Source organism: Alteromonas nitratireducens (assembly GCF_040812025.1).
Taxonomy (GTDB): domain Bacteria; phylum Pseudomonadota; class Gammaproteobacteria; order Enterobacterales; family Alteromonadaceae; genus Alteromonas; species Alteromonas nitratireducens.
This window is the reverse complement of the sequence record NZ_JBFNPK010000003.1, coordinates 53,730-78,725: the sequence shown is the minus strand read 5'-3', so window position 1 is coordinate 78,725 and position 24,996 is coordinate 53,730. Positions and strand designations below refer to the sequence as shown.

20 protein-coding genes are annotated in these 24,996 nt (G+C 53.5%); 11 read left to right on the top strand and 9 right to left on the bottom strand.

The window, feature by feature from the left end; all coding sequences use genetic code 11:
- Positions 1-27 precede the first annotated feature (27 nt).
- Both AB1N33_RS04270 and AB1N33_RS04265 read right to left on the bottom strand, forming a co-directional pair.
- A complete protein-coding gene (locus tag AB1N33_RS04270) occupies positions 28-3,183 on the bottom strand; it encodes an efflux RND transporter permease subunit (RefSeq protein ID WP_411270302.1) in 3,156 nt (1,051 codons plus the stop codon).
- Complete coding sequence (locus AB1N33_RS04265) at positions 3,180-4,325, bottom strand: efflux RND transporter periplasmic adaptor subunit (RefSeq protein ID WP_411270301.1); 1,146 nt, start codon at positions 4,323-4,325, stop codon at positions 3,180-3,182. Before AB1N33_RS04265 ends, AB1N33_RS04270 begins: the two co-directional genes overlap by 4 nt.
- Positions 4,326-4,425: 100 nt before the next feature.
- On the opposite strand from AB1N33_RS04265, the gene AB1N33_RS04260 reads away from it, so the two are divergent.
- The 4 genes from AB1N33_RS04260 (at position 4,426) to AB1N33_RS04245 (ending at position 8,563) form a co-directional block, all read left to right on the top strand.
- Positions 4,426-5,073 (top strand): TetR/AcrR family transcriptional regulator, encoded by a 648-nt coding sequence (locus tag AB1N33_RS04260; RefSeq protein ID WP_411270300.1) that lies wholly within the window; start codon positions 4,426-4,428, stop codon positions 5,071-5,073.
- Positions 5,074-5,156: 83 nt separating this feature from the next.
- Positions 5,157-6,170, top strand: a complete 1,014-nt coding sequence (locus AB1N33_RS04255; protein WP_411270299.1) for an aspartate carbamoyltransferase — start codon at positions 5,157-5,159, stop codon at positions 6,168-6,170.
- A gap of 5 nt (positions 6,171-6,175) precedes the next feature.
- Positions 6,176-7,456, top strand: coding sequence for a glutamate-1-semialdehyde 2,1-aminomutase (hemL, locus tag AB1N33_RS04250; RefSeq protein ID WP_411270298.1), 1,281 nt, complete (start codon positions 6,176-6,178; stop codon positions 7,454-7,456).
- Between the two features lie 78 nt (positions 7,457-7,534).
- A complete protein-coding gene (locus AB1N33_RS04245; protein WP_411270434.1) occupies positions 7,535-8,563 on the top strand; it encodes an adenylate/guanylate cyclase domain-containing protein in 1,029 nt (342 codons plus the stop codon).
- Between the two features lie 6 nt (positions 8,564-8,569).
- Here AB1N33_RS04245 and AB1N33_RS04240 read toward each other — a convergent pair whose 3' ends face one another.
- The 4 genes from AB1N33_RS04240 to AB1N33_RS04225 form a co-directional block, all read right to left on the bottom strand.
- Positions 8,570-9,487: a Dyp-type peroxidase gene (locus AB1N33_RS04240; RefSeq protein ID WP_411270297.1), complete on the bottom strand. Its 918-nt coding sequence runs from the start codon at positions 9,485-9,487 to the stop codon at positions 8,570-8,572.
- Between the two features lie 85 nt (positions 9,488-9,572).
- Positions 9,573-11,273, bottom strand: a complete 1,701-nt coding sequence (ggt, locus tag AB1N33_RS04235; protein ID WP_411270296.1) for a gamma-glutamyltransferase — start codon at positions 11,271-11,273, stop codon at positions 9,573-9,575.
- Between the two features lie 290 nt (positions 11,274-11,563).
- Entirely contained in the window at positions 11,564-11,992 is a 429-nt protein-coding gene (locus AB1N33_RS04230) for a hypothetical protein (RefSeq protein WP_411270295.1), read from the bottom strand.
- 127 nt (positions 11,993-12,119) lie between these two features.
- On the bottom strand, positions 12,120-13,256 hold the full coding sequence (locus AB1N33_RS04225) for a type 1 glutamine amidotransferase domain-containing protein (RefSeq protein WP_411270294.1): 1,137 nt from the start codon (positions 13,254-13,256) through the stop codon (positions 12,120-12,122).
- A gap of 148 nt (positions 13,257-13,404) precedes the next feature.
- Here AB1N33_RS04225 and AB1N33_RS04220 point away from each other — a divergent pair, with 148 nt between their 5' ends.
- From AB1N33_RS04220 to AB1N33_RS04210, 3 genes are read left to right on the top strand one after another with little or no spacing between them, the layout of a single operon-like run.
- Positions 13,405-14,808, top strand: a complete 1,404-nt coding sequence (locus AB1N33_RS04220; RefSeq protein WP_411270293.1) for a S41 family peptidase — start codon at positions 13,405-13,407, stop codon at positions 14,806-14,808.
- Positions 14,809-14,822: 14 nt separating this feature from the next.
- The gene (locus AB1N33_RS04215; protein ID WP_411270292.1) at positions 14,823-15,503 is read left to right on the top strand and encodes a response regulator transcription factor; all 681 of its coding nucleotides are present in this window, start codon (positions 14,823-14,825) and stop codon (positions 15,501-15,503) included.
- A gap of 1 nt (position 15,504) precedes the next feature.
- On the top strand, positions 15,505-16,743 hold the full coding sequence (locus AB1N33_RS04210) for a sensor histidine kinase (RefSeq protein WP_411270291.1): 1,239 nt from the start codon (positions 15,505-15,507) through the stop codon (positions 16,741-16,743).
- Between the two features lie 91 nt (positions 16,744-16,834).
- Here AB1N33_RS04210 and amtB read toward each other — a convergent pair whose 3' ends face one another.
- The gene (gene amtB, locus AB1N33_RS04205; RefSeq protein ID WP_411270290.1) at positions 16,835-18,082 is read right to left on the bottom strand and encodes an ammonium transporter AmtB; all 1,248 of its coding nucleotides are present in this window, start codon (positions 18,080-18,082) and stop codon (positions 16,835-16,837) included.
- A gap of 33 nt (positions 18,083-18,115) precedes the next feature.
- Entirely contained in the window at positions 18,116-18,454 is a 339-nt protein-coding gene (gene glnK, locus AB1N33_RS04200; protein WP_411270289.1) for a P-II family nitrogen regulator, read from the bottom strand.
- Positions 18,455-18,602: 148 nt separating this feature from the next.
- Between glnK and AB1N33_RS04195 the strand changes: the two genes are divergently transcribed.
- Together AB1N33_RS04195 and AB1N33_RS04190 are read left to right on the top strand one after the other, a co-directional pair.
- On the top strand, positions 18,603-19,439 hold the full coding sequence (locus tag AB1N33_RS04195) for a hypothetical protein (RefSeq protein WP_411270288.1): 837 nt from the start codon (positions 18,603-18,605) through the stop codon (positions 19,437-19,439).
- Positions 19,440-19,519: 80 nt separating this feature from the next.
- On the top strand, positions 19,520-21,091 hold the full coding sequence (locus AB1N33_RS04190; RefSeq protein WP_411270287.1) for an amidase: 1,572 nt from the start codon (positions 19,520-19,522) through the stop codon (positions 21,089-21,091).
- A 41-nt stretch (positions 21,092-21,132) separates the two neighbouring features.
- Here the strand turns inward: AB1N33_RS04190 and AB1N33_RS04185 are convergent, their stop codons facing one another.
- Positions 21,133-21,753, bottom strand: a complete 621-nt coding sequence (locus tag AB1N33_RS04185) for a flavin reductase family protein (RefSeq protein WP_411270286.1) — start codon at positions 21,751-21,753, stop codon at positions 21,133-21,135.
- A gap of 141 nt (positions 21,754-21,894) precedes the next feature.
- On the opposite strand from AB1N33_RS04185, the gene AB1N33_RS04180 reads away from it, so the two are divergent.
- Together AB1N33_RS04180 and AB1N33_RS04175 are read left to right on the top strand one after the other, a co-directional pair.
- Positions 21,895-23,559: a Na/Pi cotransporter family protein gene (locus tag AB1N33_RS04180; protein ID WP_411270285.1), complete on the top strand. Its 1,665-nt coding sequence runs from the start codon at positions 21,895-21,897 to the stop codon at positions 23,557-23,559.
- A 17-nt stretch (positions 23,560-23,576) separates the two neighbouring features.
- On the top strand, positions 23,577-24,992 hold the full coding sequence (locus AB1N33_RS04175; RefSeq protein ID WP_411270284.1) for an MBL fold metallo-hydrolase RNA specificity domain-containing protein: 1,416 nt from the start codon (positions 23,577-23,579) through the stop codon (positions 24,990-24,992).
- The last annotated feature ends 4 nt before the right edge of the window (positions 24,993-24,996 follow it).

Here is a 24,996-nt window from a genome sequence, read left to right as displayed (position 1 = left end):
TTACCCGTATACGGCAGGTCCGGTGTCTTAGTTTACTCCAACTGCCGCACTGACGTCAGGCTGATTTTTTTGCGCTTCACGCTTTGCCCGCCGACGGTGAAATAACGCTGCCAGGGTGGGCGTAAACACCAGTGACAGGATCACCGAAAAGCCCACACCACCTGCCAGTACCACCGCCAGTGGCGGCCAGAACGTCCCTTCACTGAACAGCAGTAGCGGGATCAGGCCGCCTACCGTGGTAAAGGTGGTTGATAAAATATGGCGGCTGCATCCCATCGTCTCTTCAACAATGGCGCGGGTATCACCACAACGGGCGTCCTCGTTGGCGTTAATTGCGGCAATTACCACAATCGAGCCATTGATAGCCACACCGATAAGTCCGGCACTACCGAGCAACGGGTTGAAACCCACGGCCAGTCCCGACAGCCACAGACTGAACATGCCCAGCCCAACCGATAAAATCGCCACCAGCGCAATTATTGCGGCCATACGCACACTCAGGAACGTCAGGATCAGGGTGGTAATCATCAGCACCAGCAACACCGGCGCATAAGTGCCAAGCTGGCCCAGCGCCTGTTTCTGCTCGTCCGCGTCACCGGCAAGGTGCAGGCGATATCCATCCGGCAACACCAGGGCACCTGACAGTTGCTCACGTAAGGCATTACTGACATCAATGGCCGGCACGCCAGGATACAAAAACGCCTGAATGCGATTCACCCGCTCACCATTTTTACGGGTAATGCCACTCAGACTTGGCATCAGCTGAATATCAGCAACCGCGCCAAACGGCACCCAGGCATTATCGGTCAATGCATTGCTGGTCAGCGGCATGTCGGCGATGTGCTGCACACTGCCGCGTTCACTGTCTGCATAGCGAACCCTGACCGGGATTTCTTCCGTCCCTTCCAGCACAGAGCCGCCAAGCTGTCCCGCAAAGTTTGTCTGCAACTGGTTGGCAATATCGGCCAGCGACAAGCCCAGGTACGACACCGAGTCACTGTTTGCTCGCACACTCAGCTCTGGTTCGCCCAGCGTAATACTGGCGGTCGATTGCGTAATGCCCCCAATCGCGGACATGATCTGACGAACCTGTTGGCCCAGGGCATTCAGCACCGCCAAATCCGGACCAATAATTTCGACTTCGACCGGGGCATCAATCGGCGGTCCCTGACCGAATGCACGCACAATAATCTGCACATCGGTAAACTGACGGGACAAATCGCGCTGCAGTTGCGCAATCAGCGAAGACGCTCTTTTTACAGTGTCCGTGGTGATCACCGCATTGGCAAAAGTGGGCGTATTATCGCGCTTCATCACCTGGTTGTAATACACCGAGGGGGCTGAGCCACCGACCAGCCAGGTTACCTGCTCCACCCCGTCAACGTTACGCACAATCTCGTCAACCCGTTTAGCATAGTCATAGGTGCGGGCAATACTGCTACCGTCCTTGGTCCAGACATACAGCTCAAACTGATTGCGGTCTGCACTGGGGAAAAAGACATTCGGTAACCGGGAAGACAACACAAAACCTCCCAGGCATATCGCGGTGATCAGGGGCAGCACCACGAGTGGCTGTTTTATCCAGCGCCCGAGCTGCTGACGCAGCGCATTGCTGATTGTCGGCATTTGCACACCCTGCTGCCACCAGTGGCGCAGGGTTGTATCGTGACGGGGCAGAAACCGCGCCGCCAGCGCAGCAATAATGGTCAGCGAAATAAACAGCGAGCCAATCAGCGCCATCACCACGCTGATAGCAATCGGGCTAATAAAATCACCAATATTGCCGTTGAGCAGGAAAATCGGCATGAACCCAAGGATGGTGGTCAGTGTCGATGACAACAGCGGCACAAACAGGTGTGAGACCGTTTTGACCATGGCTCCCGCGCGGGTCAGTTCCGGTCGTTTCAGGTTAATCCGCATTTCATCGGTGATGACAATCGCGTTGTCTATCAGCAGGCCGATCGCAATGATCATCCCGAAAATTGACATCTGGTGGATCTGTTCACCATAAAAGCTAAGCGAAAATAGCGCAAAAGCCGCACATAACGGCAGAGCCAGGCCCACAATCCAGGCAGCACGGAACCCCATGAAGAGCAGGATAACGGCCATAACAACCGCACAGCCCATCAGCAGATTACCACTGAGTTCGTTGAGGCGGGCGTCGGTATAGGTGTTTTGTTCAAACACCACTGACGCGCTGACACTGCCGGCAAACTCCTGGTTGAATTTCGTCACCACCTGCTTTGCGGCCTCGGTCCAGACATCGGCCCGCACCGTCGTTTGCATCCGGGCGGCGACAAAAATGACCTGCTTACCGTCTACCAGCGCAATGTCGTCCACCGGCGCTTTCCATCCCCGATAAACATCTGCCACATCGGCAACCCGAAGGTAGCGTCCGGCCTGATTACGCAGCGGAATATTACTGACCATCGCCACGCCATCGAGTGTCTCCGACAGCGAAAAGCGCAGGTTATTGTTTTCGGTATACAGCGAGCCGGCCGGCAGCTTTGGATCGGCCGCCGCAATCTGGCGACTGACATCAGAGAGTGACAGCCCGGTGGCAGCCAGCCGCTCCGGGGATATTGCCACAATCAGCTCTTCATCGGGTTCGCCATACATACGCACCAGTTCGGTGCCAGCCACGTTGCGAATACGGTCTGTCAGCTCGGTGGCCAGTCTGCCGGTCATCGTCTGAGTGCTGTTTTCCGGCACCTCTGCTGATACGGCGAGCAGCAGGGTGAACGCTGTCGCACCCCGTTTTTCATCGAACACAGGGGATGCCACACCGGGCGGGAAATCTGCCGCTGCAGCGCCTATTGCATCGCGAATTTCGCTGAACAATGATTCATTGGTGGTGTTGTCGATCCAGTCCTGGGTTTCCACGGTAATAATCGAAATGCCGGCGCGCGATGTCGATTTGATTTCTTTTATCTCGAAAATCTCACGCAGCCTATCTTCCAGCACGTCGGTCACCAGCGCTTCTACCCGCTCTGCCGATGCCCCCGGATAGGCGGTGATGATCAGGGCGTTACGGGTATCAATGCGGGGATCTTCAAGACGCGGCAGGGTGCCCAGTGCCGACAAGCCGGCAACCAGCAAAATGATGATACTAAGAAAAAGAAGATGACCGTGGCGGTAGAAAACCGTATACCACGGGGCGTTTTGTTCCTGCGATGAGTTCATCGGTCAGTCCCCGACGACATCACAGCCACGTGCTGCCCCGGACTGAGTTTATGGGTACCCCCTTTCACGAAGCGTTCCCCCTCACGCAGCGCTCCGCGCACAAAAACGCGGTTCTCATCGCTGTAAACGACTTCGACCGTGCGCGCATTCAGTACCGTATCCGCCCCGTTTTGCTCTGCCACAAACACAGTCCACAGGCCGCGCAGACCATTACTTAATGCCGATACCGGCAGCCATGCGCCCTGCTCAGGCCGGGCATGCCATACCTCCAGTGTGGCCATGTCACCGGGTTTCACATCGCCAGCGCCGCTGAGCGTGACCAGCATGTCCACCGTCCGTGTTTGTGTAGAACGCAGCGACAAACGCTGAGTGACAGTCGCTTCATAGGTTTGCCCCCCTACGCTGACGCTCACGCGCTGACCGGCCTGAAAGCGGTCAATATCACTGGCAGGCATAGCAAAACGCGCCTGCAACTGCTGCGTGTTAGTCAGTGCCACGACTGCCGTTCCCGCGTTAACGACGGTTCCCTCGTCCATAAAGCGGGCCGTGATCCTGCCGTCAAACGGCGCAACCAGCCGGGTTTTTGCAATTTCCACGTCAAGGCTGGCAAGCGCTGCAGCAACCTCGTCTACCCGCGCTTTTGCCGCCCGCCACTGCGCATCGGCCTCGTCTCTGCGTTGTGAGGACTCAAGATTCTGGCGCACCAGCTTATCAATACGCTGATAGGTCAGTGCGGTCAGTTCAGACTCGGCGTTGGCGCGTACTAGTGACGCCTGCAGTTCTTTTTTTCTTGCATTCAGTCGCGCTGTATCCAGCGTCGCGAGGATCTGGCCCTGCGACACCGTATCACCCTCTTCGACCAGGACAGCCTCTACTTCACCGGCTACGTCGAACCCGATTCGGGCATCCTGCGCCGACTCGATCAGCCCGCGCAATTTCACCGGCACTTCGAATCCGGTTTGTATATGAATGGTACCGGTACTTACCGCATCGGGTGTTGGTGTAACCGGCGCATTTTCAGCCTGACTCTGACCCGCACTCCATAACAGTACCACCAGGGCGCTGAGAAAAAGCATGGTGGCCGAGTACAGCAAGGCACGGCTGCGCAGCGAATAAGAAGATGTCACACCCTTCGTGTTCATGGATTATCCTGAAAATGAAAATAGTAAACTGACAAGGCGAATGCTAGACTATTAATACTAGACCGTCTAGTTTGATAATTAAAATTAACGAGATTTTATTGTGTCTGAAACTAAGCCTGCCCGCGTGGGGCGCCCGAAAAGTGAGGAAAAACGCCGCCAAATCCTGACCGCGGCCTCTGCATTGTTTTTACGCGAAGGCTTCGCAAACACGTCCATGGACAGCGTGGCAAAGGCCTCAGGCGTATCGAAACAGACGGTCTACTCGCACTTTCCCAGTAAAGACACCTTGTTTCAGGCCGCCATAACAGCCAAATGCCAGAGCTACGATCTGGACCCGACCGATCTGGCCGGCCATGATCACTGCGATTTACCGATGACACAGTGTCTGCGCATGATAGGCACGCAGTTTGTCAGGCTGATTCAGGACCCTGAGGTGGTTGCCATGTTCCGGGTGGTGATCAGTGAGGCGCGTAATAACCCGCGTATTGCGGAATTGTTCTATCAGGCGGGCCCGAAAGCCAGTCTCGATGGCCTGGCGCCACTGTTTATGGCGTTCAGCGATAACCAGCTTTCCACGCAGGATGCCAATGCCATGGCACGGGATTTTTTCAGCCTGTTAAAAGGCGAATTGCACATCATGTTGTTATGCGATCTGATTCCGCCACTCAACAACGAGCAGATTGAACGGCATGTAGAGCAGGCCGTCGAAAAAACCAGCCTGTTGATGAAGGCGCGCCTGCAGCAATAAATCGTCACAGATCCTGCAATTCACTCTACAGTGATACCGCTTTTTGGTAGACTAGCGCCGGTTTTCAGCTTGGTGAACGATTCATGACAGACTTTACCGGTAATCATATTCTTTCGGTCAATCAGTTTGACCGTGAGGCCATCGAAAAAGTATTCCGCGTTGCCGATATCATGAAGCCCTACGCACGGCGTGAAAAGCGCACTACCGTGCTGGACGGCGCAATTCTGGGCAACCTCTTTTTTGAACCAAGTACACGTACCCGGGTCAGCTTTGGTACAGCATTTAACCTGTTAGGGGGTGAAGTCCGGGAAACCACCGGCATGGATAATTCAGCGCTGGCCAAAGGCGAGTCACTGTTCGACACCGCCCGCGTGTTAAGTGGTTATTCCGATATTATTGCCATGCGTCATCCCGCGGCGGGCTCAGTGGCTGAGTTTGCCGAAGGCAGCCGGGTGCCGGTAATCAACGGCGGTGACGGTGCCAACGAGCACCCCACTCAGGCACTGCTTGACCTGTACACGATTCAGCGCGAACTTGAATACAGCGGTAAAGGCATTGATAACCTGCACATCGCGATGATTGGCGATCTGCGTTATGGCCGCACCGTGCATTCATTGTCACGTCTGTTGTGCCTGTACAAAAATATTCGCTTTACGCTGATCTCTCCCAAAGAGCTGGCTATGCCGCCGGCGATCATCGACGCCATCGAAAATGCGGGCCACCAGCTGCACATTACCGACCAGTTGGAAGGCAATATGGATGTGGACATCTGTTATCAGACCCGTATCCAGGAAGAACGTTTTCCTTCGCAGGAAGAAGCGAACAAATACCGTGGCCGGTTCCGCCTCAACCAGGCCATTTATACCAAGCACTTTCAGTCGAAAACCGTGATCATGCATCCGCTTCCGCGTGATTCACGTACTGAGGCCAACGAACTCGACAACGATCTCAATCTGAACCCGAACCTGGCAATTTTCAGGCAGACCGATAACGGCGTCCTGGTCCGTATGGCGCTGTTTGCGCTGACTCTCGGAGTAGAAAATCTGGTGACCAAGTACGAGAAAGACGTTATCTGGCACAGCAACAAGAGCAATTAATTTACATGCAAAAATCAGAAGCCCTGTTTCAACGAGCACAAAAAACCATTCCTGGCGGCGTGAATTCTCCGGTTCGCGCCTTCAAAGCAGTCGGCGGCACGCCGCGGTTTATCACCAAGGCTGACGGCCCGTACATCTGGGACGCCGACGGCAAACAGTACATCGACTATGTACAGTCGTGGGGCCCCATGGTGCTGGGCCACAACAATGACAAAATTCGTGACGCTGTGATTGCAGCGGCGCATAACGGACTGTCATTTGGTGCCCCGACCGAGGCTGAAATTCTGATGGCCGAGAAAGTTGCCAGTATGGTGCCATCCATGGAAATGGTGCGAATGGTGAACTCAGGTACAGAAGCGACCATGTCGGCAATTCGCCTGGCGCGTGGATATACCGGCCGCAACAAGATTGTGAAATTTGAGGGCTGTTATCACGGTCATGCCGACTCTCTGCTGGTAAAAGCGGGGTCAGGCGCGCTGACATTTGGCGTACCGAGCTCTCCGGGCGTACCCGCTGATGTTGCCCAGCACACGCTGACCGTTGAATACAACAATCTGGACAGTGTCCGTGAGGTATTCGCACAGCATGGTGACGATATTGCCTGCATTATTGTGGAGCCGGTTGCCGGCAACATGAACTGTATTCCACCGGTTGACGGCTTCCTCGAAGGTCTGCGTCAGATTTGTGATGATGCCGGCAGCGTGCTGATTTTCGACGAAGTTATGACCGGCTTCCGTGTATCGCGGGGCGGCGCCCAGGAACGCTATGACGTGACACCGGATCTGACCTGCCTCGGTAAGGTCATCGGGGGTGGTATGCCGGTTGGTGCGTTTGGCGGAAAACGCGAGATCATCACGCATGTCTCTCCCACCGGACCGGTTTATCAGGCCGGCACGTTGTCGGGTAACCCGGTTGCCATGGCCGCCGGTCTGGCTGCGCTGTCACAGCTGGAAGACCGCGATTTGTATACGTCAATTTTTGATAATACCCAGGCACTGGCTGACGGCATGCAGGCACTGGCTGACAAGCACGGTATTCCGCTGACCACCAATGTGGCTGGCAGCATGTTCGGCTTTTTCTTCACCGACATTGACCGGGTAACTAACTATCAGCAGGCCATTAACTGTGATACCGAACGCTTCAAAGTGTTCTATCACGGTATGCTGGACCAAGGTGTCTACCTGGCACCGGCCTCGTACGAAGCGGGCTTTGTGTCAAAGGCACATACCACAGACATTATTGACCAGACACTGAGTGCCGTAGACAGGGTATTCAGCCGTCTCTAACCGTCAGAAGGCCGTAGTTTGACCTTCCATCCCCTGCTACTCGCTGCCCTGGCAGCGAGTGTTATTTATGGCATAGTGATGACGGTGCTGTGGTACAGACAGCGCCGTCTTCATCTGCTGACGCTGGAGCAGACCGTGCCGCTGGCACTGCGTCCGGCCGACGATGTCACTGATAAGTCCCGTCGCATTCAGGAACGCGCAGACGAGGCCATCCGGCTATCCCAAACGTTCCAGAAATTTGTCCCCCGCCAGTTTGTCGAGCACTTTGCGAAGCATGGCTCGCGTACCCTGGAGCTGGGCCATGCCGATGAGGACGAGGTGGCTATCCTGTTCTGCGATATCCGCGGTTTTACCGGGCTGTCTGAAAGAATGCAGCCGCATGAGCTCATGAAGTTTCTGAATTCGTACTTTTTGCGTATGAATGATCCGATTCATAACAACCAGGGATTCATCGATAAATTCATCGGTGACGCCATCATGGCGCTGTTTGACCACCCGGACGGTGACGCCGGTGATAAAGCCACGGATGCTGTTAACGCTGCACTCGACTTACGCAGCGCACTGACCACTTACAATTCACACCGGGCGAAAAGCGGCTATCCGGCTATCAATGTGGGCATCGGGATCCATTTTGGGCCGGTGATCCTCGGCACGGTGGGGTCGGATGACCGCATGGATACCACCGTCATTGGTGACAGTGTCAACATTGCCTGTCGTCTGGAAGCGCTGGCGCCGGTTTACGGCGCGGACATCGTGATCAGTGCACAGGTCCTTGAAACCATTGGCAACAAACGGACATTACATACCCGTCTTATCGACTGGGTCAGGATCAAAGGCCGGACTGCACCACTGGAAATTTACGAGGTACTGGATCATCTCAGCGATGACGCCAGGCGTGCCAGGCTGGCGACCGGGTCACTGATCCGTCAGGGGGTCCACAGTCGCATGGGACAACGATGGGAAGAGGCCATGGCTCACTTTGCGCGGGCACAGACACTCGCGCCTGACGACCCGGTCATTGCCTATCACCTGAAAGTGTGTGACCAGTATCGGTTTCAGGATATTGCAGAAAACTGGGACGGCGCGCTGCCACCGGTATTGCAGTAACGTAACTTACTGTTTTGCCATCTGGCGGATAAACGGGACGGAGGGGGCGAAAAATGCGGCACCGGTTTCGGCACTGGTAAAGTCCAGCCAGCGGTCGTAGTCGCCCTCGCCATTCCCTACTATCTGGCTGTGCAGCATGGCTTTAAAAGGCAGCGCACTGGCACTGCAACTGACAAAAAATAATCCCTGTGAGGCCATATCACCGTAGGGCATGCCCTGCTTTAACAGAGCGGGGCCATCATCACCCACTACCGCGCTGCTCGCCCTGACGCAATGCGACGACGCCGATTGCTCTTTACTCGGCAGGTTATGCTCCTGTGTCATACCAATGACCTGCTCCTGCTGGCGTGGTGACAGTGCCTGCCAGCGCCGCAGATCATGCCGGTAACGCTGAATATGCACGTAACTGCCACCGCAGAAGTCCGCATCGTGTTCGCCGATGACCGCCACTTCACGACGTTTCAGGCCTCGCGGATTATCATAGGCGTACATAAAGCCGTTAAGGTCGCGGCCATCCAGATAACGAAAGCCCCGTACCTGCTCCACCAGCTCAACATGCAGGCGCAGCAGCTCCATAATTTCAATGCCAACAGCGTGGCAGATATCCAGTCGGTCAGCGCGGATCTGAATAAACAGGTCGCATGGCATGGTTGGCGCACTGCGGTCTTCACACTGCATGTCAGGAAACGGTGATAACTCGGTAGGAATAGGGCCGGGATACAGCTCACTCCAGTAGCTGTTGCCTATTGCGATCATGCCGGTCAGCATGGCTTCGTAATGTTCATTCTCAAAATGGTCAATCACATCCAGCACGCGCGCCAGCTTGGCTCTGACAGCCTGGCTGTCGTCATCCACTACGTTAAGCAGCAGATATTGTGCATGCAAATTGGGCTCAGCGCAGACGCCCTTTTGAGGTTGTGCCATACGAGTGATCTTGTTCTTGTTATCAGGGCTGCAAGACCGATAAGGCTTACCGGTCTTCCATTTACTTTCAGTTATTTAGAGTGTATCAGTACCCTGCGGCTTGTCCATCTTTTCGACTTTCGGACGCCCCCGTGTACACTTTCGTACGCGGATCCCAGCCGATGGCCTGATAACCGCCATAGGCGCCAACAACCGGCTGTAAGGTGTGTCCGCGCTCCATCAGCTCGCGCTGCACCTTCGCGTCGATGCCTGATTCCAGGCTGACATACCCACCATCGCGCATCAGCGCGCCGGTCGGGCTGCTCGACCCGCTGTGCAGAATGCGCGGTGCGTCACCGGCTTCCTGCAAATTCATGCCAAAATCAATCACATTCATAATGATTTGCGCATGCATCTGAGGCTGGGTGGCTCCGCCCATCACGCCAAAGCTCAGAAACGGCTGGCCGTTGCGGGTGACAAATGCCGGGATAATAGTATGAAACGGACGTTTACCTGGTGCATATTCATTACGATGGCCCTCTTCCATCGTAAACAACTCACCGCGGTTCTGCAGAATAAAACCCAGTCCCGGTGGCGTCATGCCCGACCCCATACCACGGTAATTACTCTGAATGAGGGAGACCATATTGCCGTCTTTGTCGGCCACGGTCATGTAAATGGTATCTCCATCAATCACGCCCGCATCGACGCGCTCTGCGGCTTTTTTGGGGTCAATCAGCGCCTGGCGTTTGGCCGCGTAGTCTTTGGAAATCAGCCAGTCCACCGGCACATCGCTAAATGCCATATCAGCGTAATAGCGGGCACGATCCTCAAATGCCAGCTTCTTCGCTTCAACAAAAGTATGGATATAGTCGGCCGAACCGAAGCCCATTCCTTCGATGTCGTAACGCTCCATAATGTTGAGAATTTGCAGTGCGGCAATGCCCTGACCATTTGGCGGCAACTCCCAGACATCATAACCACGATAGTTGGTCGAGACCGGCGTCACCCATTCCCCCTGATGCGCCGCCAGGTCTTCATAGGACAAAAAGCCACCCTGCTCGGCCATGTAGGCATCAATGGTGCGGGCGATATCGCCTTTATAAAACGCATCGCGTCCACCGGTCGCAATTTTTTCAAGCGTCGCCGCCAGTGCAGGGTTTGTAAAGATTTCGCCTTTTCTTGGTGCATGTCCGTTGGGCATAAAAATATCGCTGAACCCGTCATACTGACCAATGCGTTCCACATTCATCTGCCAGTAGTACGCAATGAGTTCTGATACAGGAAATCCTTTACGGGCATATTCAATGGCCGGGCTCAGGATTTTAGTCATCGGCAGTGAGCCAAAACGCTCATGCAACATAAACCAGCCGTCAACGGTACCGGGCACGGACACCGGTAAGGGCCCGAAAGACGGAATTTTTGTCAGGCCACGTTTGGCAAACTCTGCTTTTTTGAGACTCATGGGTGAACGCCCCGAGCCGTTCAGGCCCACTAGCTCCTTATTTTTGGCATCCCACACCATCGCAAAGATATCACCACCAATCCCGTTACCGGTCGGCTCCACCAGCCCGAGTACCGCATTGGCAGCGATAGCCGCGTCGACAGCGTTGCCGCCGGCTTTCAGAATGTCCAGTGCCACCTGTGTAGCCAGCGGCTGGCTGGTTGCGGCCATGCCGTTTTGTGCCAGCACCTCTGAACGGCTGGCAAACATTTCCCCGGTAATACGGTCGTAAGCCTGGGCGTTAATGACAAATGCAAAGCTCAGTGCGATAGCACCATGTTTCAGCAGTGTGGTTAGTTTCATTGTTTCGTTCCGACAGCATGTGGTTGCGTGTTTGTACGTCACACTCTACTAAACGGGGCACCATGCCGGAAGCAGGAAATCTTTAAACACCGGTTCCATTACGATGAAATGGTTCCGGTTGGCGATGATAGCGCGCTGGCTTGGGCTGATGCCAGGCGCTCTGCGCCTGACTTATCCGCATGGGAGGTCGCTTTTGGCTATTTTTTGGCGCTGACTGACATCCAGAACAATGACGGAGAAGTAAATTACTCGTTGAAGGGGAACAACTAGCTAAATTTATGCTTTATTTTTCACATCATAAAGCCCTGCTGCGCCAGCCAGCGGACTGCCTGCTCTTCGGTACTGAAGATACCCAGTTTCACCCCGGCTTTACGGTAAATTCGTTCAAATTGTGACTTCACTAACCCTTCTATGGTGGTCCGTCCGGTGACCAGTGCACCTAGCTTCATTCCTTTTCCTGCCCGCCACTCGATAGATTTTTGTAACTCAGACTCTGCATCAGGTGTGAGCATGGCAGCGCCATGAAGAAACCCCAAAAACGCCCAGTCACCTCCCTGAAACCCGGAGATCACCTCTATCATGTCCTGGCTGTAACGCGCTATCGCACTCTTGCTTGCTGTACCTTCGGCAGACACCGCAACAATATTGCCCAGAACCGCAATCTGGTACTCACCAAACTTACTTTTTAACTGTGCGTTCGGGTTGGTAAAAATCTTCATTTATAAAGCTGACAGCAGTCACCACTGGTTGTCAGATGCCTCTGCTTACACATTACTACACACTCACCAATCTAGAGTTGTGCGTGCGAATAAGCAATAAAAAACGCCGCAGATGCCCTCATCAGCATTATGGTGTTGTCTGGTCTGAATGCGGTGTGTGACTATTCACCAGTGCCGATAACGCCGGTGCATCATCATGCCCGGGATAACGCTGTAAGAATGTGTTAAGCGCAACGCGCGCCTGACGCAGCCGACCTTGTTCGCAGAGTGCTTTTATCATTGCAGCCTCATAGGCCGGATGCTGAAAATACGCGGCTATTGTCTGCATTAAATCCAGTGCCCTCGCTTTATCCTCATCGGCAGCGAGGGGATAGGCATAAAAGCCATACAGCGCGAGGTAATTAAGGTCATAGGCATCCGGTTTTTTCGCCATTGCGATGTCGATGACAGACGCGCCGGAATGATGCGCATCCGCCAATAACTGCATGGTAGCCTCATCGTTAAATATGGCACGCTTTTGCGGTGTGATGCCCAGTTTCAGCAACAGCATCTCAGCCGCTCTGGGGACCGAGGGCGGGTTTTGCGCGGTGATCAGGTTTCCGTCAACGGCAACGAACGGCAGCATGGGGTGATTGTAAACAAATCGCCCGCCGTTTTGCGTCAACCGGTCCTGGACAAGAAACGGGAATGACGCAATGTGTTCACCACTAAACGCGTTCTCCTCTTTGTTGGTAAACCCATTGACCTGTTTTCCCGCAACAAAGAACTGGCCATCTGGCAGCGTAATGTCGGCAATCGCTGCAGGACCATGGCATACCGCAGCAATAGTGACATTATCTGCCACAAACTCAGTCAGCATGTGCTGTGTTGCCGTATCTGCAGGCAGGTCAAACATAGCGCCCGCCCCACCCACAATGAACACGCCCTGGTAGCGCCGGGTATCGATAGCGTGCGCAGGCAGCGTGTTTTGCAGCTGCGTCAGCGCGACAGACTTAAAACGCTGAATATACGCGAGGGCATCTTTGTTGGTTTTAACCAGAACCGGACCGCCTTTCGGTGTCACAAGATCAACCTTAACTCCGTTGTCATGCAATACCAGATAAGCCTGTGCCAGCTCTTCCAGATCGTAGCTCAGTGCCGGCTGTTCTTCGCTGCCGTACCCTGAGATAAGCATCAGCACCCGGGTTGTGGCCTCAGTCTCAGACGCCAGGGCGCTCTTAATAACCAGAAGAAGCAGAAAAAAGTAAAATGTGAAGGTTTTCATGATGTCTCCAAACGTGACGTTATTGCTGCGCCACAATAGCGCACAGGATGTCGTCTTTATGTGAAGGTGTCATAAGACGACCTGCCGACATTTGCTTCACATTTGGATTGGTACTATCCGGGTTTTCTATCAAAACAGAGAACCCTGCATGCAACATGTACTTATCGGGCTATGCAGTGCAGCATTACTGCTTATTACAGGCTGCACATCAAAACATCTGGAGATTTTTCCGGACTTAAGTAATCCGGGCTTAACCGATCAAAAAATTGCGCCTGAAAAACTGTATGACGATATCGACGCTTTTATTGCCGGTGTGACGGAGCGCCATCCGGCTTATTCCCGCTATGCTGACATAAGCCAGATACATCAGCAGGCTGCGCGCATAAAGGCAGGGTTAATCCGGCCGCTGACCCGTGTAGAGTTCTTCCGTGAAGTCGGCACCCTCTCTCACTATTTCAACGACGGGCATACCTTCCTGCTCTGGCCTTATCAGGAGTATCAGGCGTTAAAAGAAGAAGGTGCACTGATGTTTCCGTTCGCACTGGATGTGTTTCCGTCAGGCATCTTTGTTAAATATGATTACCACGCGAACGGACAGACGCTGCGCAAGGGTACCCGTTTACTGCGTATCAATGATGTTAATGTGGAGACGATTTTTTCTCATGCCCAGCAATTTGTTGGTGGAGAGACTGAGCTCCTGCGGAAGCATGTCGTTGCCGCCCGCTTCCCGATGATGCTGTGGGCCGTGTATGGCTTTGTTGATCGGTTTGATCTGGACGTACAGACCAGCGACAACATACACCAAATTAGTATCCGCCCTGATGATAACTGGCAGCCGGCCAGTCAGCCGGATATCGGCAGCGACTTCGCGTACCGCGTCCTGAGCAAAGACACCGGCTACCTGAAGGTCGCCACGTTCGATGTCAGCCCTGACTGGTTTGAAGATTTTGTCGATGCCACTTTCCTGCAGATACGTCAGCAGGGCATAAAAACGCTGATCATTGATATTCGTGAAAACGGCGGCGGTAATACCGATACCGCCAGTTATCTCGCCCGACACCTCGCTGACCAGCCATTCAGGATGATATCCTCACTGCGTGAGCGGCTGAACACCGACAACCGCGGGCTGTTTAACTACCGCGGTGAGGTGGGTGATATGCTGCAGGAAGAATGGGGTGAGTGGCTGGACCCTGTTGATGACTCGCGCAGATTCAGCGGCAATGCCTACGTACTGATAAGCCCGCTGACCTATTCATCGGCCATTGTGTTTGCCACGGCGGTAAAAGATAACGCCATGGCAACGCTTGTTGGTCGCCAGACAGGCGGCTATGCTAACCAGACCGCCCAGGGAAACCTGTTCAACCTTCCACACTCAGAGTTGCGCGCCTACGTTGCAACGCGTCTTTTGGTCAGGCCTGATGGCAGTACGGAGGTTAGCGGCGTGAAGCCGGATATTCGTGTGACAATAACCAGTGAACAGATAAGCGCCGGCACTGACGCTGATATTCAGGCCGCCGTTGAACATGCTGCCGGCATCACAGCAAGACAGTAAATAAGTGATAACCCATGAATGAACATACCCGGTTACTACTGGTAGAGGATACCAGGGCGCTTGCGACGGAAATCTGCGATTTTCTGGAACATCAGGGAATTGAGGTGGATTACGCTGCGAATGGAAAACAGGCTGTCTCACTGATTACCGATCACCGCTATGACGTGGTCATTCTGGATGTGATGTTACCCGATATGAGCGGTATTGATATCTGTCAGTTTATCAAGGAACACATCGACCCCGTGCCACCGGTTCTGATGCTCACCGCAAGAGACAGTATCGAGGATAAAACCCGGGGCTTTGACGCCGGTACCGACGATTACCTGACAAAGCCATTCGATCATCATGAGCTGTTACTCCGTTGCCGGGCACTGATGCGCCGGCACCAGTTGCACCAGTCGCAAACGGTCATCATTGGTGAGCTGAGTTTTAATGCCAGACAGCAGGTAGTAAAACGCAATGGAACCGACGTAAAGCTGAGCAGTACCGATTTTCAGATATTACAGCTATTGGTGCAGGCGTACCCTAACGCGGTGAGCCGCCAGGAAATCATTCAAAAGGTTTGGGGCCCGGACTTCCCCGACAGCGACGCGGTCCGCTCGCATATCTACACACTTCGCCAGGCGCTCGACAAGCCCTTTGCAACAGACATGCTTAAAACCATCCACGGTATTGGCTTCAGGTTATCGGTGTAAAATGATGTTCAGAGATTCTATCCGGCGCAAGATCCGCTGGCTGATAATCAGTTTCACGGTGTTCGTTTCGTTGTTTTTCATCAGCCTGCTGATCCTGTATGCCTGGCTGATTGAAGACAATATCTTTAACCAGCTGGTTGCACAGGAAGCGCGCTATATCGAGCAACAGTTTACTTCAACAGGACAGGTGGTAAGTCCTCGCATTCCTTTTATGACGCTGCATCCGGGATGGGAAGCATTACCTCAACGCATTCAGCAGTTGCACAGCCAGTCTCCTCAGCGCATTGAATTTCCCCTCGATGATGGCGGCACCGTTCACCTGCGGGAAGTAGCGCTGGGCAACAAACTCTGGTTGTTGTCGGCCAATGTGTCGTCTTATGAGATATCAAAAATTTATCTGCCGAAACTTATTCCGTGGATCCTGCTGGTGCTGGGGGTGATGGTAGTGTGTGCAGTGATACTGGCTCGCTACCTTGCACATTTGGTCGTGAATCCCTTACAGCATATTGCATCGGGCGTATCAAACCAGACCGAGGGAACAAGGCTGACGTTTGAGCAGCACTTTGCCAACGATGAGATTGGCTACCTTGCTCACACTATCAGCGACAGTTTTAACCGCTTACATGCCGCGTTAGCGCGCGAAACGGACTTCTCCCGCGACATCAGCCATGAGCTTCGCACGCCCGTCGCTGTGCTAAAGCTGGTTGCCAGCAGACTGCGTTCAGACACCTCACTGGACGCAGACTCTGTGTCACGTGTGAAGACGGCCGTGAACGATATTGAACAATCACTGAACGTGTTGCTCGCATTATCGCGGGAAGAGTCTGTCGACACTGAGACCTTGTCGCTGCGTCAGGAAATTGAGCATTGCGTGGTTAATCATTTCTCGTTTTGCAGTACCGAGAACGCTGAGCTGACCATCACGGTGCCACCGACCTGCCGCACTACCTGCAACAAAAACCTGCTGCACATTCTGATCAACAACCTGCTGGATAATGTGGTGAACCATGCCAGCACGGTATCACTGACCATTGAGATGAAAGGACAGCAGCTTATTTTTAAAAATCCGGTGGACGTGCTGCCCGATGGGGATATCCTGGCTCCGCAGGTAAAAGCAAATACCAGTCAGGGCCTCGGTCAGGGCCTGCATCTCGTCAAACGCATTTGCCGTCAGTGTGGATGGACAGTTGCCGCTGAAATAAAGGACACCCTGTTTATACTTATCATCACACTGAAATAAACACATAAAAAAACCCCGCTAACGCGGGGTTTAAAGGAAGTGAGACAGATGTTGTTGTTTTCGTTATTCGGTCATCTGTTCAGACCAGGGTTTAAGACCGGCTGCCGGTGAAGTCTGGGTAAGCTTCCAGACCACACTCGCTCAGATCCACGCCTTCAAACTCTTCTTCTTCACTCACACGGACGCCCATCACCGCTTTGATGATTAGCCACACAACCAGACTGGTGACAAATACCCAAACGAAGATTGTCAGCGCGCCAATGATTTGACCAGAGAAGCTTGATCCATCGTTAGTCACCGGAACCAGTAACAGACCCAGCAGACCAACCACACCGTGTACTGAAATCGCACCCACCGGATCGTCAATTTTCAGCTTGTCCAGCGTGACAATGCTGAAGACCACCAGAATACCACCGAGCGCGCCAAACAAAGTTGCCAGCAGCGGCGTTGGCGTTGATGGTTCTGCCGTGATAGCTACCAGGCCTGCCAGTGCACCGTTCAGTGCCATGGTCAGATCCGCTTTACCAAACAGAATGCGCGCCAGAATCAACGCGGCAATCGTACCACCGGCTGCGGCGGCGTTGGTGTTCATGAACACCACGGCGACAGCGTTAGCACTTTCTACCGTGGCAGTCGCCAGCACTGAACCACCGTTAAAGCCAAACCAGCCCATCCACAGAATGAAGGTACCCAGTGTTGCCAGCGGCAGGTTCGCACCCGGAATCGCATTGACTTTACCGTCTGCAGTATATTTGCCTTTACGGGCGCCCAGTACCAGTACACCTGCCAATGCGGCAGCAGCACCCGCCATATGGACAATACCAGAGCCAGCAAAGTCAGAGAAACCCAGATCACCCAGCGTGTACATGCCAAACACCGCCTCGCTGCCCCAGGTCCATGCACCTTCCATTGGGTAAATAAAGCCAGTCATGACAACCGCAAACGCCAGAAAGGCCCACAGTTTCATACGTTCAGCAACGGCACCTGACACAATAGACATGGCGGTTGCCACAAACACAACCTGGAAGAAGAAGTCTGCTGAGGGTGCATAGGTGGCAGGATCTTCTGCGACATCAGTCGCGCCGTCAGCCATAATGCCACTCAGGAACGGGCCCCAGTCTCCGCCGCCGTACATGATGCCGTAACCACACACCATGTACATGGTGCAGGCAATGGCAAACAGCGCAATGTTTTTAGTCAGAATTTCAGTGGTATTTTTAGCACGCACCAGGCCGGCTTCCAGCATGGCAAAACCTGCTGCCATCCACATAACCAGTGCACCGCAAATCAAAAAGTAGAAGGTATCTAAGGCGTACCCAAGCTCAAATGTGATTTCCATTATAGAGTTCTCCGCAATGTGTTCAGGGTGGCGTTAGATCGCATCACCATCAGACTCGCCCGTACGGATACGCACGGCATGTTCAAGGTCGTAAACGAAGACTTTACCGTCACCGATTTTGCCGGTTTTCGCCGCGCCGACGATGGCTTCAACCAGGCGTTCAACCTGATCGTCCTTAACCGCAATTTCCAGTTTCACCTTCGGCAGAAAATCAACCTGATATTCCGCGCCACGGTAGAGTTCGGTATGGCCTTTCTGACGTCCGAAACCTTTCACTTCGGTGACGGTCAGGCCGTCAATACCGATTTCTGAAATGGCTTCACGAACATCATCCAGCTTGAACGGCTTGATGATTGCTGTGACTAGTTTCATGAGTGTTGCTCCCAGTATGTTGTGGTTTTATCGCACGTATCGTTGTTTGCCTGTGAGTAACACAATTCCTGTGCCACAAATTAAAAATCATGAATATCAACAGGTTATTAAAATCAGCTGAAACAAACGGTGCGGTTTTAGCACCATTATGGTGCAGCCGCTTTCTGCTGCACCGAAACCACGCATGCATGTCAGGCGTGTTTGTAAAGCCCCAACGGAACTTGTTCTGACTATTGGCGGTCTGTTTGTGGGTATGATGACGCCTGACCTGATACTACCGCCACAACACGGACGTTTGCCGGTTCACCGACGGCCTTCCCGTACCCTGTGGGTCGCCCTGATCGTATCGCTTTCGCTGCATGGCGCAGTTTTACTGTTATTCAGCCAGCACAGCGCCCGCCCGGTGGCGAAGAAAGCGCCACCGATACAGGCCAGACTGATCATCCCTGTGCTCCAGCCTCAGCCAGCCACACTGTCGGCGACGCCTGAAGCATCACCCGCGCCCTCACCTAAACAGCAAAACGTGCCGCCAGACATTGAACCGGTAAGCACTGAGCCGTTGAGAGCTGAATCTGCGCCCGTCGAGGTGGCCCCACAGCCACCCGCCTCACAACAAACACACGCTGACACATCATCTGAGCGCAACCGGGAGGCCGGCAGGTTCAATCCCAGAGCAGCACTTAATCAGTACATGAGTGAGTACGATGCTGCCCGGCAGCAACAGGACAGCCAGCAGGCCGCTGAGAATTTCCGCCGCCTGCGCCGCTCGCCCGTTCTGATCGACCCACGTGCAAGCAGTGAGCCGGACGCGGTGCCTGGTGCCGTTAAACCCACCATTGTGAATTGTGACAGTGCGGTGAATAAGACCATCGCAGTACTCAGCGGCATTACCGGCGGCACGCTCACTTGTTCGGAACGCAGCAACATAGACGGCTATATCCGCGAACGCATTAAAAACAATTCACAAAAGCGCGAGCAAAAATAAGTACACTTTTTGCGCATTACAACGTTACTGTTAGGTTGTTGCCTGTTTACCGCCTTTACTACGCTACCGGGAGTTTGTTTATGTTTACGCTGTTGCGCGCTGTTTTTTTGCTGGTCTCACTTGTGCTTGTTGCTGGTTGCACAACCCGTCACCAAAGCGCTCCCGACAAAGCGCCATGGACGTCGATGACCATTTTGCAACTGCAGGAAGAGATGGGGGCAGGCCGCCTGACTTCTGAAGCACTTACCGACTTTTATCTGCGCCGCATTCAGGCAGAGGATGGCGCCTATAACTCGGTCATCACCACCAACCCAGTGGCACTGGATATCGCGCGCCAACGGGATGAAGAGCGCAAGGCCGGGCAACTGCGTGGCCCGCTGCACGGCATTCCCATCCTGATTAAGGACAACATTGAAACCCTTGATATGCCCACCACGGCGGGCTCACTGGCCTTTGCCAACATGCAGACCGGACGGGATGCCACGCTCACAGCCAATCTTCGTAACGCCGGAGCGGTGATTTTGGGTAAAACCAACTTAAGTGAATGGGCTAATATGCGCTCAGAGCGCTCATCGTCGGGCTGGAGTGCGGTAGGCGGACAAACCCGTAATCCACACGATCCTTCCCGTACACCCTGCGGCTCAAGCTCAGGGTCAGGTGCAGCCGTTGCTGCCGGCTTTGCTGTCGCCGCCATTGGCACAGAAACCAACGGCTCAATTACGTGTCCGGCCTCAATGAACGGTGTGGTCGGCATGAAACCGACCGTTGGGCTGGTCAGCCGGTTTGGCGTGGTACCTATATCGCACACCCAGGATACCGCCGGCCCGATGACGGCATCGGTGATGGATGCGGCCATCATTCTGGCAGCGATGCAGTCTGAAGACCCGCGCGACAGCGCCACCCGTGAAGAAGGCATCACACGCACCGGGCTGAGTGATATTACAAAGACGCCGCTGAGTCAGGTGCGCCTGGGCTGGGTACACTCATCAGCCACCCGTCATGAGTCAGTCGCAGCACTGGAAGCCAGTCTCATCGAGGCGCTTAAAGCCGCCGATGTCGATATTACTGACAAGCTCAGTCATTCACCCTATGACGGCTTCTGGAACGACACATATACCGTCCTGCTTTACGAATTTAAGCATACGCTGAATCACTACCTCACTGATTTGCCGGTGGCCGATCGGGTCAAAACGCTGGAGTCGCTGATTGCGTTCAATCAGCAAAACCGCGAGCGGGAAATGCCTTATTTCATGCAGGAGATTTTTGTTAAAGCGCAGGAAAAGGGCACGCTTGATGAGCCAGAGTACCAGCAGGCGCTGTCGGCGGTTCGCAGAGAAACGCAGTCTGGCATCAACCAGTTACTTGATGACAACAGCGCCGATGTACTGATAGCAATTACGCGTGGCCCCGCCTGGAGTATTGATGTGGTTAACGGCGATAACGGCAGCGGCGGTGTGTCCACCTATCCGGCTGTCGCCGGATACCCGCATATCACGCTGCCTCTGGGTAAGGTACATGGGCTGCCCGTGGGTCTCTCCGTGATGGGCAAAAAGGGCGATGACGCGACTGTGATGGCGATAGCCTATCAGTTGGAAGCCTGGCTGCGAAGCAACCCGATGCCGGAGATCGGCGCCCGGCCTCCTGCACAGTAATTTATCCCCCGGGCCGGGATAACGTCTCCGGCCCGCATAATCTAGCGGGGGCGAGGCATAAACAGTTTGTTGTCTTCACTAATCGTAAAGTAATCGCCAGGCCCGCCTGCGCGCAGTAAAGGCTGCGCTGCGGCCGTCTGGAATACCCCATCTTTAAGCAGCGCAGTGTCGATGTGCACGCCCACCACCTCGCCAAACACCATCCAGGTATCGACTGTCTCGCCGGACGCCCCCTGCAACTGCACAATCTGCGTTTTCCGGCATTCCATGACCACCGGGCTGGCACTGACGAACGGCACACTGATATGCTGCGAGGGAGACTTTTCCAGCCCGGCCAGATCAAACTCATCCACGCCCGGTTCAACAGGCCGACAGGTCTCGTTCATGGCCTGTGCCAGCGGGGCATTCACCATGTTCCAGCAAAATTCCCCGGTCTGCTCGATATTGCGTAGCGTGTCCTTATAGCCCACGCTGGCAAAGCCGATAATCGGCGGCACATAATTAAACGCATTAAAAAAGCTGTACGGCGCCAGATTGACCTTGCCCTGTGCGTCCACAGACGAAATCCAGCCAATCGGCCGCGGCGCTATAATGGCATTGAACGGATCATGGGCCAGATTGTGGCCTTGTGCCGGTGTGTAAAAGTGGCGATTCATTGTCATGAGGGCACCTTCATTCGTGATATCCGATAAATCTACAATACTGACATTACACTATGCCATCTCCTCCTTCGTTGATCTTCCGCAAGGTAAATAAGTCAGAGTTTGCTATACATAAGGCATGACGTACCAACAACAATCATAATGTCAGACACAGTCACACTGATTGGCGGCGCCCTTGGCGGTCTGGGCCTGTTTATTCTCGCCATCGGAATGATGACCGATGGACTAAAAGCCGCTGCGGGCGAGAGCCTGCGCCACCTGCTTGCCGTCTGGACCAATACCCCGGCCAGGGGCATCATCACCGGTTTCACCATGACCGCTATTGTGCAGTCATCGAGTGCCGTCACCGTCGCCTCGTTGGGGTTTGTGAATGCAGGGCTGATTAATTTGCGTCAGGTGCTGGGCATTATTTTTGGTGCCAACATAGGGACCACTATGACTGGCTGGCTGGTCGCGGTGCTCGGATTTAAAGTCAATGTTGAAGCGGTCGCCTTGCCGCTGATTGGTATTGGTATGGCTATGAGACTGATTTCCCAGCGAGGAAAATCTTCTGCGGTGGGTACTGTTCTTGTCGGCTTTGGCCTTTTCTTCACTGGCATTGATATTTTAAAGAGTTCCTTTGACAGTCTGGTTACATCCTTTTCGCTCGATCAGCTAACCACACAGGGTATTTCAGGCATTATCATTTACCTCCTTGTCGGCATTCTCGTAACGATACTAACACAGTCATCCAGCGCAACGGTCGCCATCACAATAACCGCGGCATCAAGCGGCGTGATTGGTATGTATGCGGCTGGCTCAATGATCATTGGCGCAAATATTGGCACAACATCGACGGCGGCGCTTGCTGCTATCGGCGCGACGTCGGCGGCCAAACGTGCTGCTGCAGCCCAGGTGATTTTTAATTTTGTAACCGCCGTTGTTGCTCTGCTGATTTTACCGTTACTTTTTGTTGCTATTGAGTGGTTAAGCGAGGCTGTGAGCATGCCCTACAACAGTGCTGTTTCACTGGCGCTGTTTCATACGCTGTTTAACTTTCTTGGTCTGCTTCTCATGTACCCGTTCATCCACGTGCTGGCAGCCTGGCTCGAAAAACGTTTTCTAAGCTGGGAAGAAACCGAATCTCACCCTCGCTTTTTGGACGCAACCGTAGCCATCACGCCTGCACTCGCTGTTAACGCGATACTGAACGAGGTAGAAGCCTTACAACAACGTCTGCTGCAGCTTTATCAACTGGCAGCATACAAGGCCATGCACGACATTCATTACTTTCATCGACAAGCCACCGTCGCAAAGTCGCTTTGTGAGCAGATATCAACTTTTATCGTCAGTGTCGATCGGGCTGAGTTGAGTGAGGAAGTGACGGAGCAGCTTTCAACACTGATGCGCGTAAATCATTACCTTTACGATTGTATTCATGCGACAGAGATGCTCGCAGGCTCTTTATCGTCGCGCGAACGGCTAAATAGCGAAGACCTGGAACAACAACTGGATGAGTTCGTAAAACATGTTTATGAAGGCCTGTCACTGCTGTCAGGAACAACATCAGACGCCGCTCCTCATGAACAGATTTCACTGGAAAATCTGGAACGCTCGCATGAACAGATAAAAACTTCACTCATCACAGCAGGGACATTACATGAGGTAGGAATATCCCAAATGTCCAGTGCGATTGACTGCCTGCATGATGCCTGGCACATCGCCAGAACCTGGCATAAAGCCGCCCACCGCATTACTGCACTGGCAGCGGCGTTACGCCCCGACAAAAACGCTACTGAAGAAGAAAGCAACACTGCAGTAGCCTGAATAAAAAGGAATAAACTATGGCAACACTGACGTTCTTGGGTGCCGTTGAAGGTGTCACCGGCTCCATGTACTTACTTAAAACACAGTCTTCCACTATTCTGCTTGATTGCGGTCTTTTTCAGGGTCGAAAAGAAGAGGAGGCTGCGAACAGAAAGTCATTGCCATTTAGCCCTTCTTCGATTGACGCCGTTATTCTCTCTCATGCTCATCTTGACCACTCAGGACGGTTGCCATTGCTGGTTAACCATGGTTACCAGGGGCCTATATACATGACCTCTCCAACGCTCGATTTGATTGAAGTCCTGTTGAATGACGCCGCTTCACTGCAGTTAAGGGATGTTGAGTGGGAAAATAAGCGGCGCCGGCGCTCGGGTAAAAAAGAAATCGACCCACTTTACACGCTAGACGATGTTGAGGACACACTGCACTGCTGTCAGGGGGTCGAGTACCACGAAAAGGTATCGGTCAGTCAGGATGTGACGCTGACAATGTATGATGCAGGCCACATACTGGGTTCATCCATTGTAGAACTTGTTATTGAAGAAGGCGGTGCTCCACGAAAACTGGTATTTTCAGGCGATTTAGGTAATGCGCAAGCTGCATTGCTGCGCGATCCGGAGTACCTGCAGGATGCCGATGTGGTGCTTATGGAGTCCACTTATGGCGATCGTGAACACCGTTCCATGCACGATACCCTTGAAGAATTTGAGGCAGTACTAACAGAAGCTTCGAGAGACGGTGGTAATATTCTAATTCCATCATTTGCTGTAGGCAGAACCCAGGAGATTATTTTTCGTCTTGGCGAACTTTATCAAAAAGGAAAGCTGCCACAGCAACTTGTCTGTCTTGACAGTCCTATGGCTATTGCAGTGACGGAGATTTACCACCGTTACCAGGATGTTTATAACCGTGAAGACAAGACAGCGATTCAGGCGCATGACCATTCACCGCGTCATTTGAAAAGCCTGCATTCTTTTTTGCCGACACTGCGCTATTCCGTCAGCACGGAAGAATCGATCGCACTGAACCGGATTGACAGAGGGGCGATTATTATCGCAGGCAGTGGCATGTGCAATGGTGGGCGGATTCGCCATCATCTCAAGCATAATTTATGGCGACATCAGTCCCATGTGGTTATCGTAGGATACCAGGCAATGGGGACACCAGGACGGATACTGGTTGATGGTGCCAAACACATCAAAATGGCCGGGGAAAATATTGCTGTCAATGCGCAGATTCACACGCTAGGTGGCTTCTCTGCCCACGCCAGTCAATCTCAGCTAATAGAGTGGGTTAACCATTTTAAGCCTTCAAAACCAAAGCTCTTTTTGGTGCACGGCGAGGAGATGGCGAAACAGGCGCTCCAGTCAGAATTGAAAAAACAAGGCTGGTCGCCAACGATCCCTGAGCCGCGTCAGACAATTACGATTTAATCCT

Coding starts and splice junctions, on each gene's coding strand:
- AB1N33_RS04270 (WP_411270302.1), bottom strand. CDS start 3,183: ATGAACTCATCGCAGGAACAAAACGCCCCGTGGTATACGGTTTTCTAC.
- AB1N33_RS04265 (WP_411270301.1), bottom strand. CDS start 4,325: ATGAACACGAAGGGTGTGACATCTTCTTATTCGCTGCGCAGCCGTGCC.
- AB1N33_RS04255 (WP_411270299.1), top strand. CDS start 5,157: ATGACAGACTTTACCGGTAATCATATTCTTTCGGTCAATCAGTTTGAC.
- hemL (WP_411270298.1), top strand. CDS start 6,176: ATGCAAAAATCAGAAGCCCTGTTTCAACGAGCACAAAAAACCATTCCT.
- AB1N33_RS04245 (WP_411270434.1), top strand. CDS start 7,535: ATGACGGTGCTGTGGTACAGACAGCGCCGTCTTCATCTGCTGACGCTG.
- AB1N33_RS04240 (WP_411270297.1), bottom strand. CDS start 9,487: ATGGCACAACCTCAAAAGGGCGTCTGCGCTGAGCCCAATTTGCATGCA.
- ggt (WP_411270296.1), bottom strand. CDS start 11,273: ATGAAACTAACCACACTGCTGAAACATGGTGCTATCGCACTGAGCTTT.
- AB1N33_RS04230 (WP_411270295.1), bottom strand. CDS start 11,992: ATGAAGATTTTTACCAACCCGAACGCACAGTTAAAAAGTAAGTTTGGT.
- AB1N33_RS04225 (WP_411270294.1), bottom strand. CDS start 13,256: ATGAAAACCTTCACATTTTACTTTTTTCTGCTTCTTCTGGTTATTAAG.
- AB1N33_RS04220 (WP_411270293.1), top strand. CDS start 13,405: ATGCAACATGTACTTATCGGGCTATGCAGTGCAGCATTACTGCTTATT.
- AB1N33_RS04215 (WP_411270292.1), top strand. CDS start 14,823: ATGAATGAACATACCCGGTTACTACTGGTAGAGGATACCAGGGCGCTT.
- AB1N33_RS04210 (WP_411270291.1), top strand. CDS start 15,505: ATGATGTTCAGAGATTCTATCCGGCGCAAGATCCGCTGGCTGATAATC.
- amtB (WP_411270290.1), bottom strand. CDS start 18,082: ATGGAAATCACATTTGAGCTTGGGTACGCCTTAGATACCTTCTACTTT.
- glnK (WP_411270289.1), bottom strand. CDS start 18,454: ATGAAACTAGTCACAGCAATCATCAAGCCGTTCAAGCTGGATGATGTT.
- AB1N33_RS04195 (WP_411270288.1), top strand. CDS start 18,603: ATGGTGCAGCCGCTTTCTGCTGCACCGAAACCACGCATGCATGTCAGG.
- AB1N33_RS04190 (WP_411270287.1), top strand. CDS start 19,520: ATGTTTACGCTGTTGCGCGCTGTTTTTTTGCTGGTCTCACTTGTGCTT.
- AB1N33_RS04185 (WP_411270286.1), bottom strand. CDS start 21,753: ATGACAATGAATCGCCACTTTTACACACCGGCACAAGGCCACAATCTG.
- AB1N33_RS04180 (WP_411270285.1), top strand. CDS start 21,895: ATGTCAGACACAGTCACACTGATTGGCGGCGCCCTTGGCGGTCTGGGC.
- AB1N33_RS04175 (WP_411270284.1), top strand. CDS start 23,577: ATGGCAACACTGACGTTCTTGGGTGCCGTTGAAGGTGTCACCGGCTCC.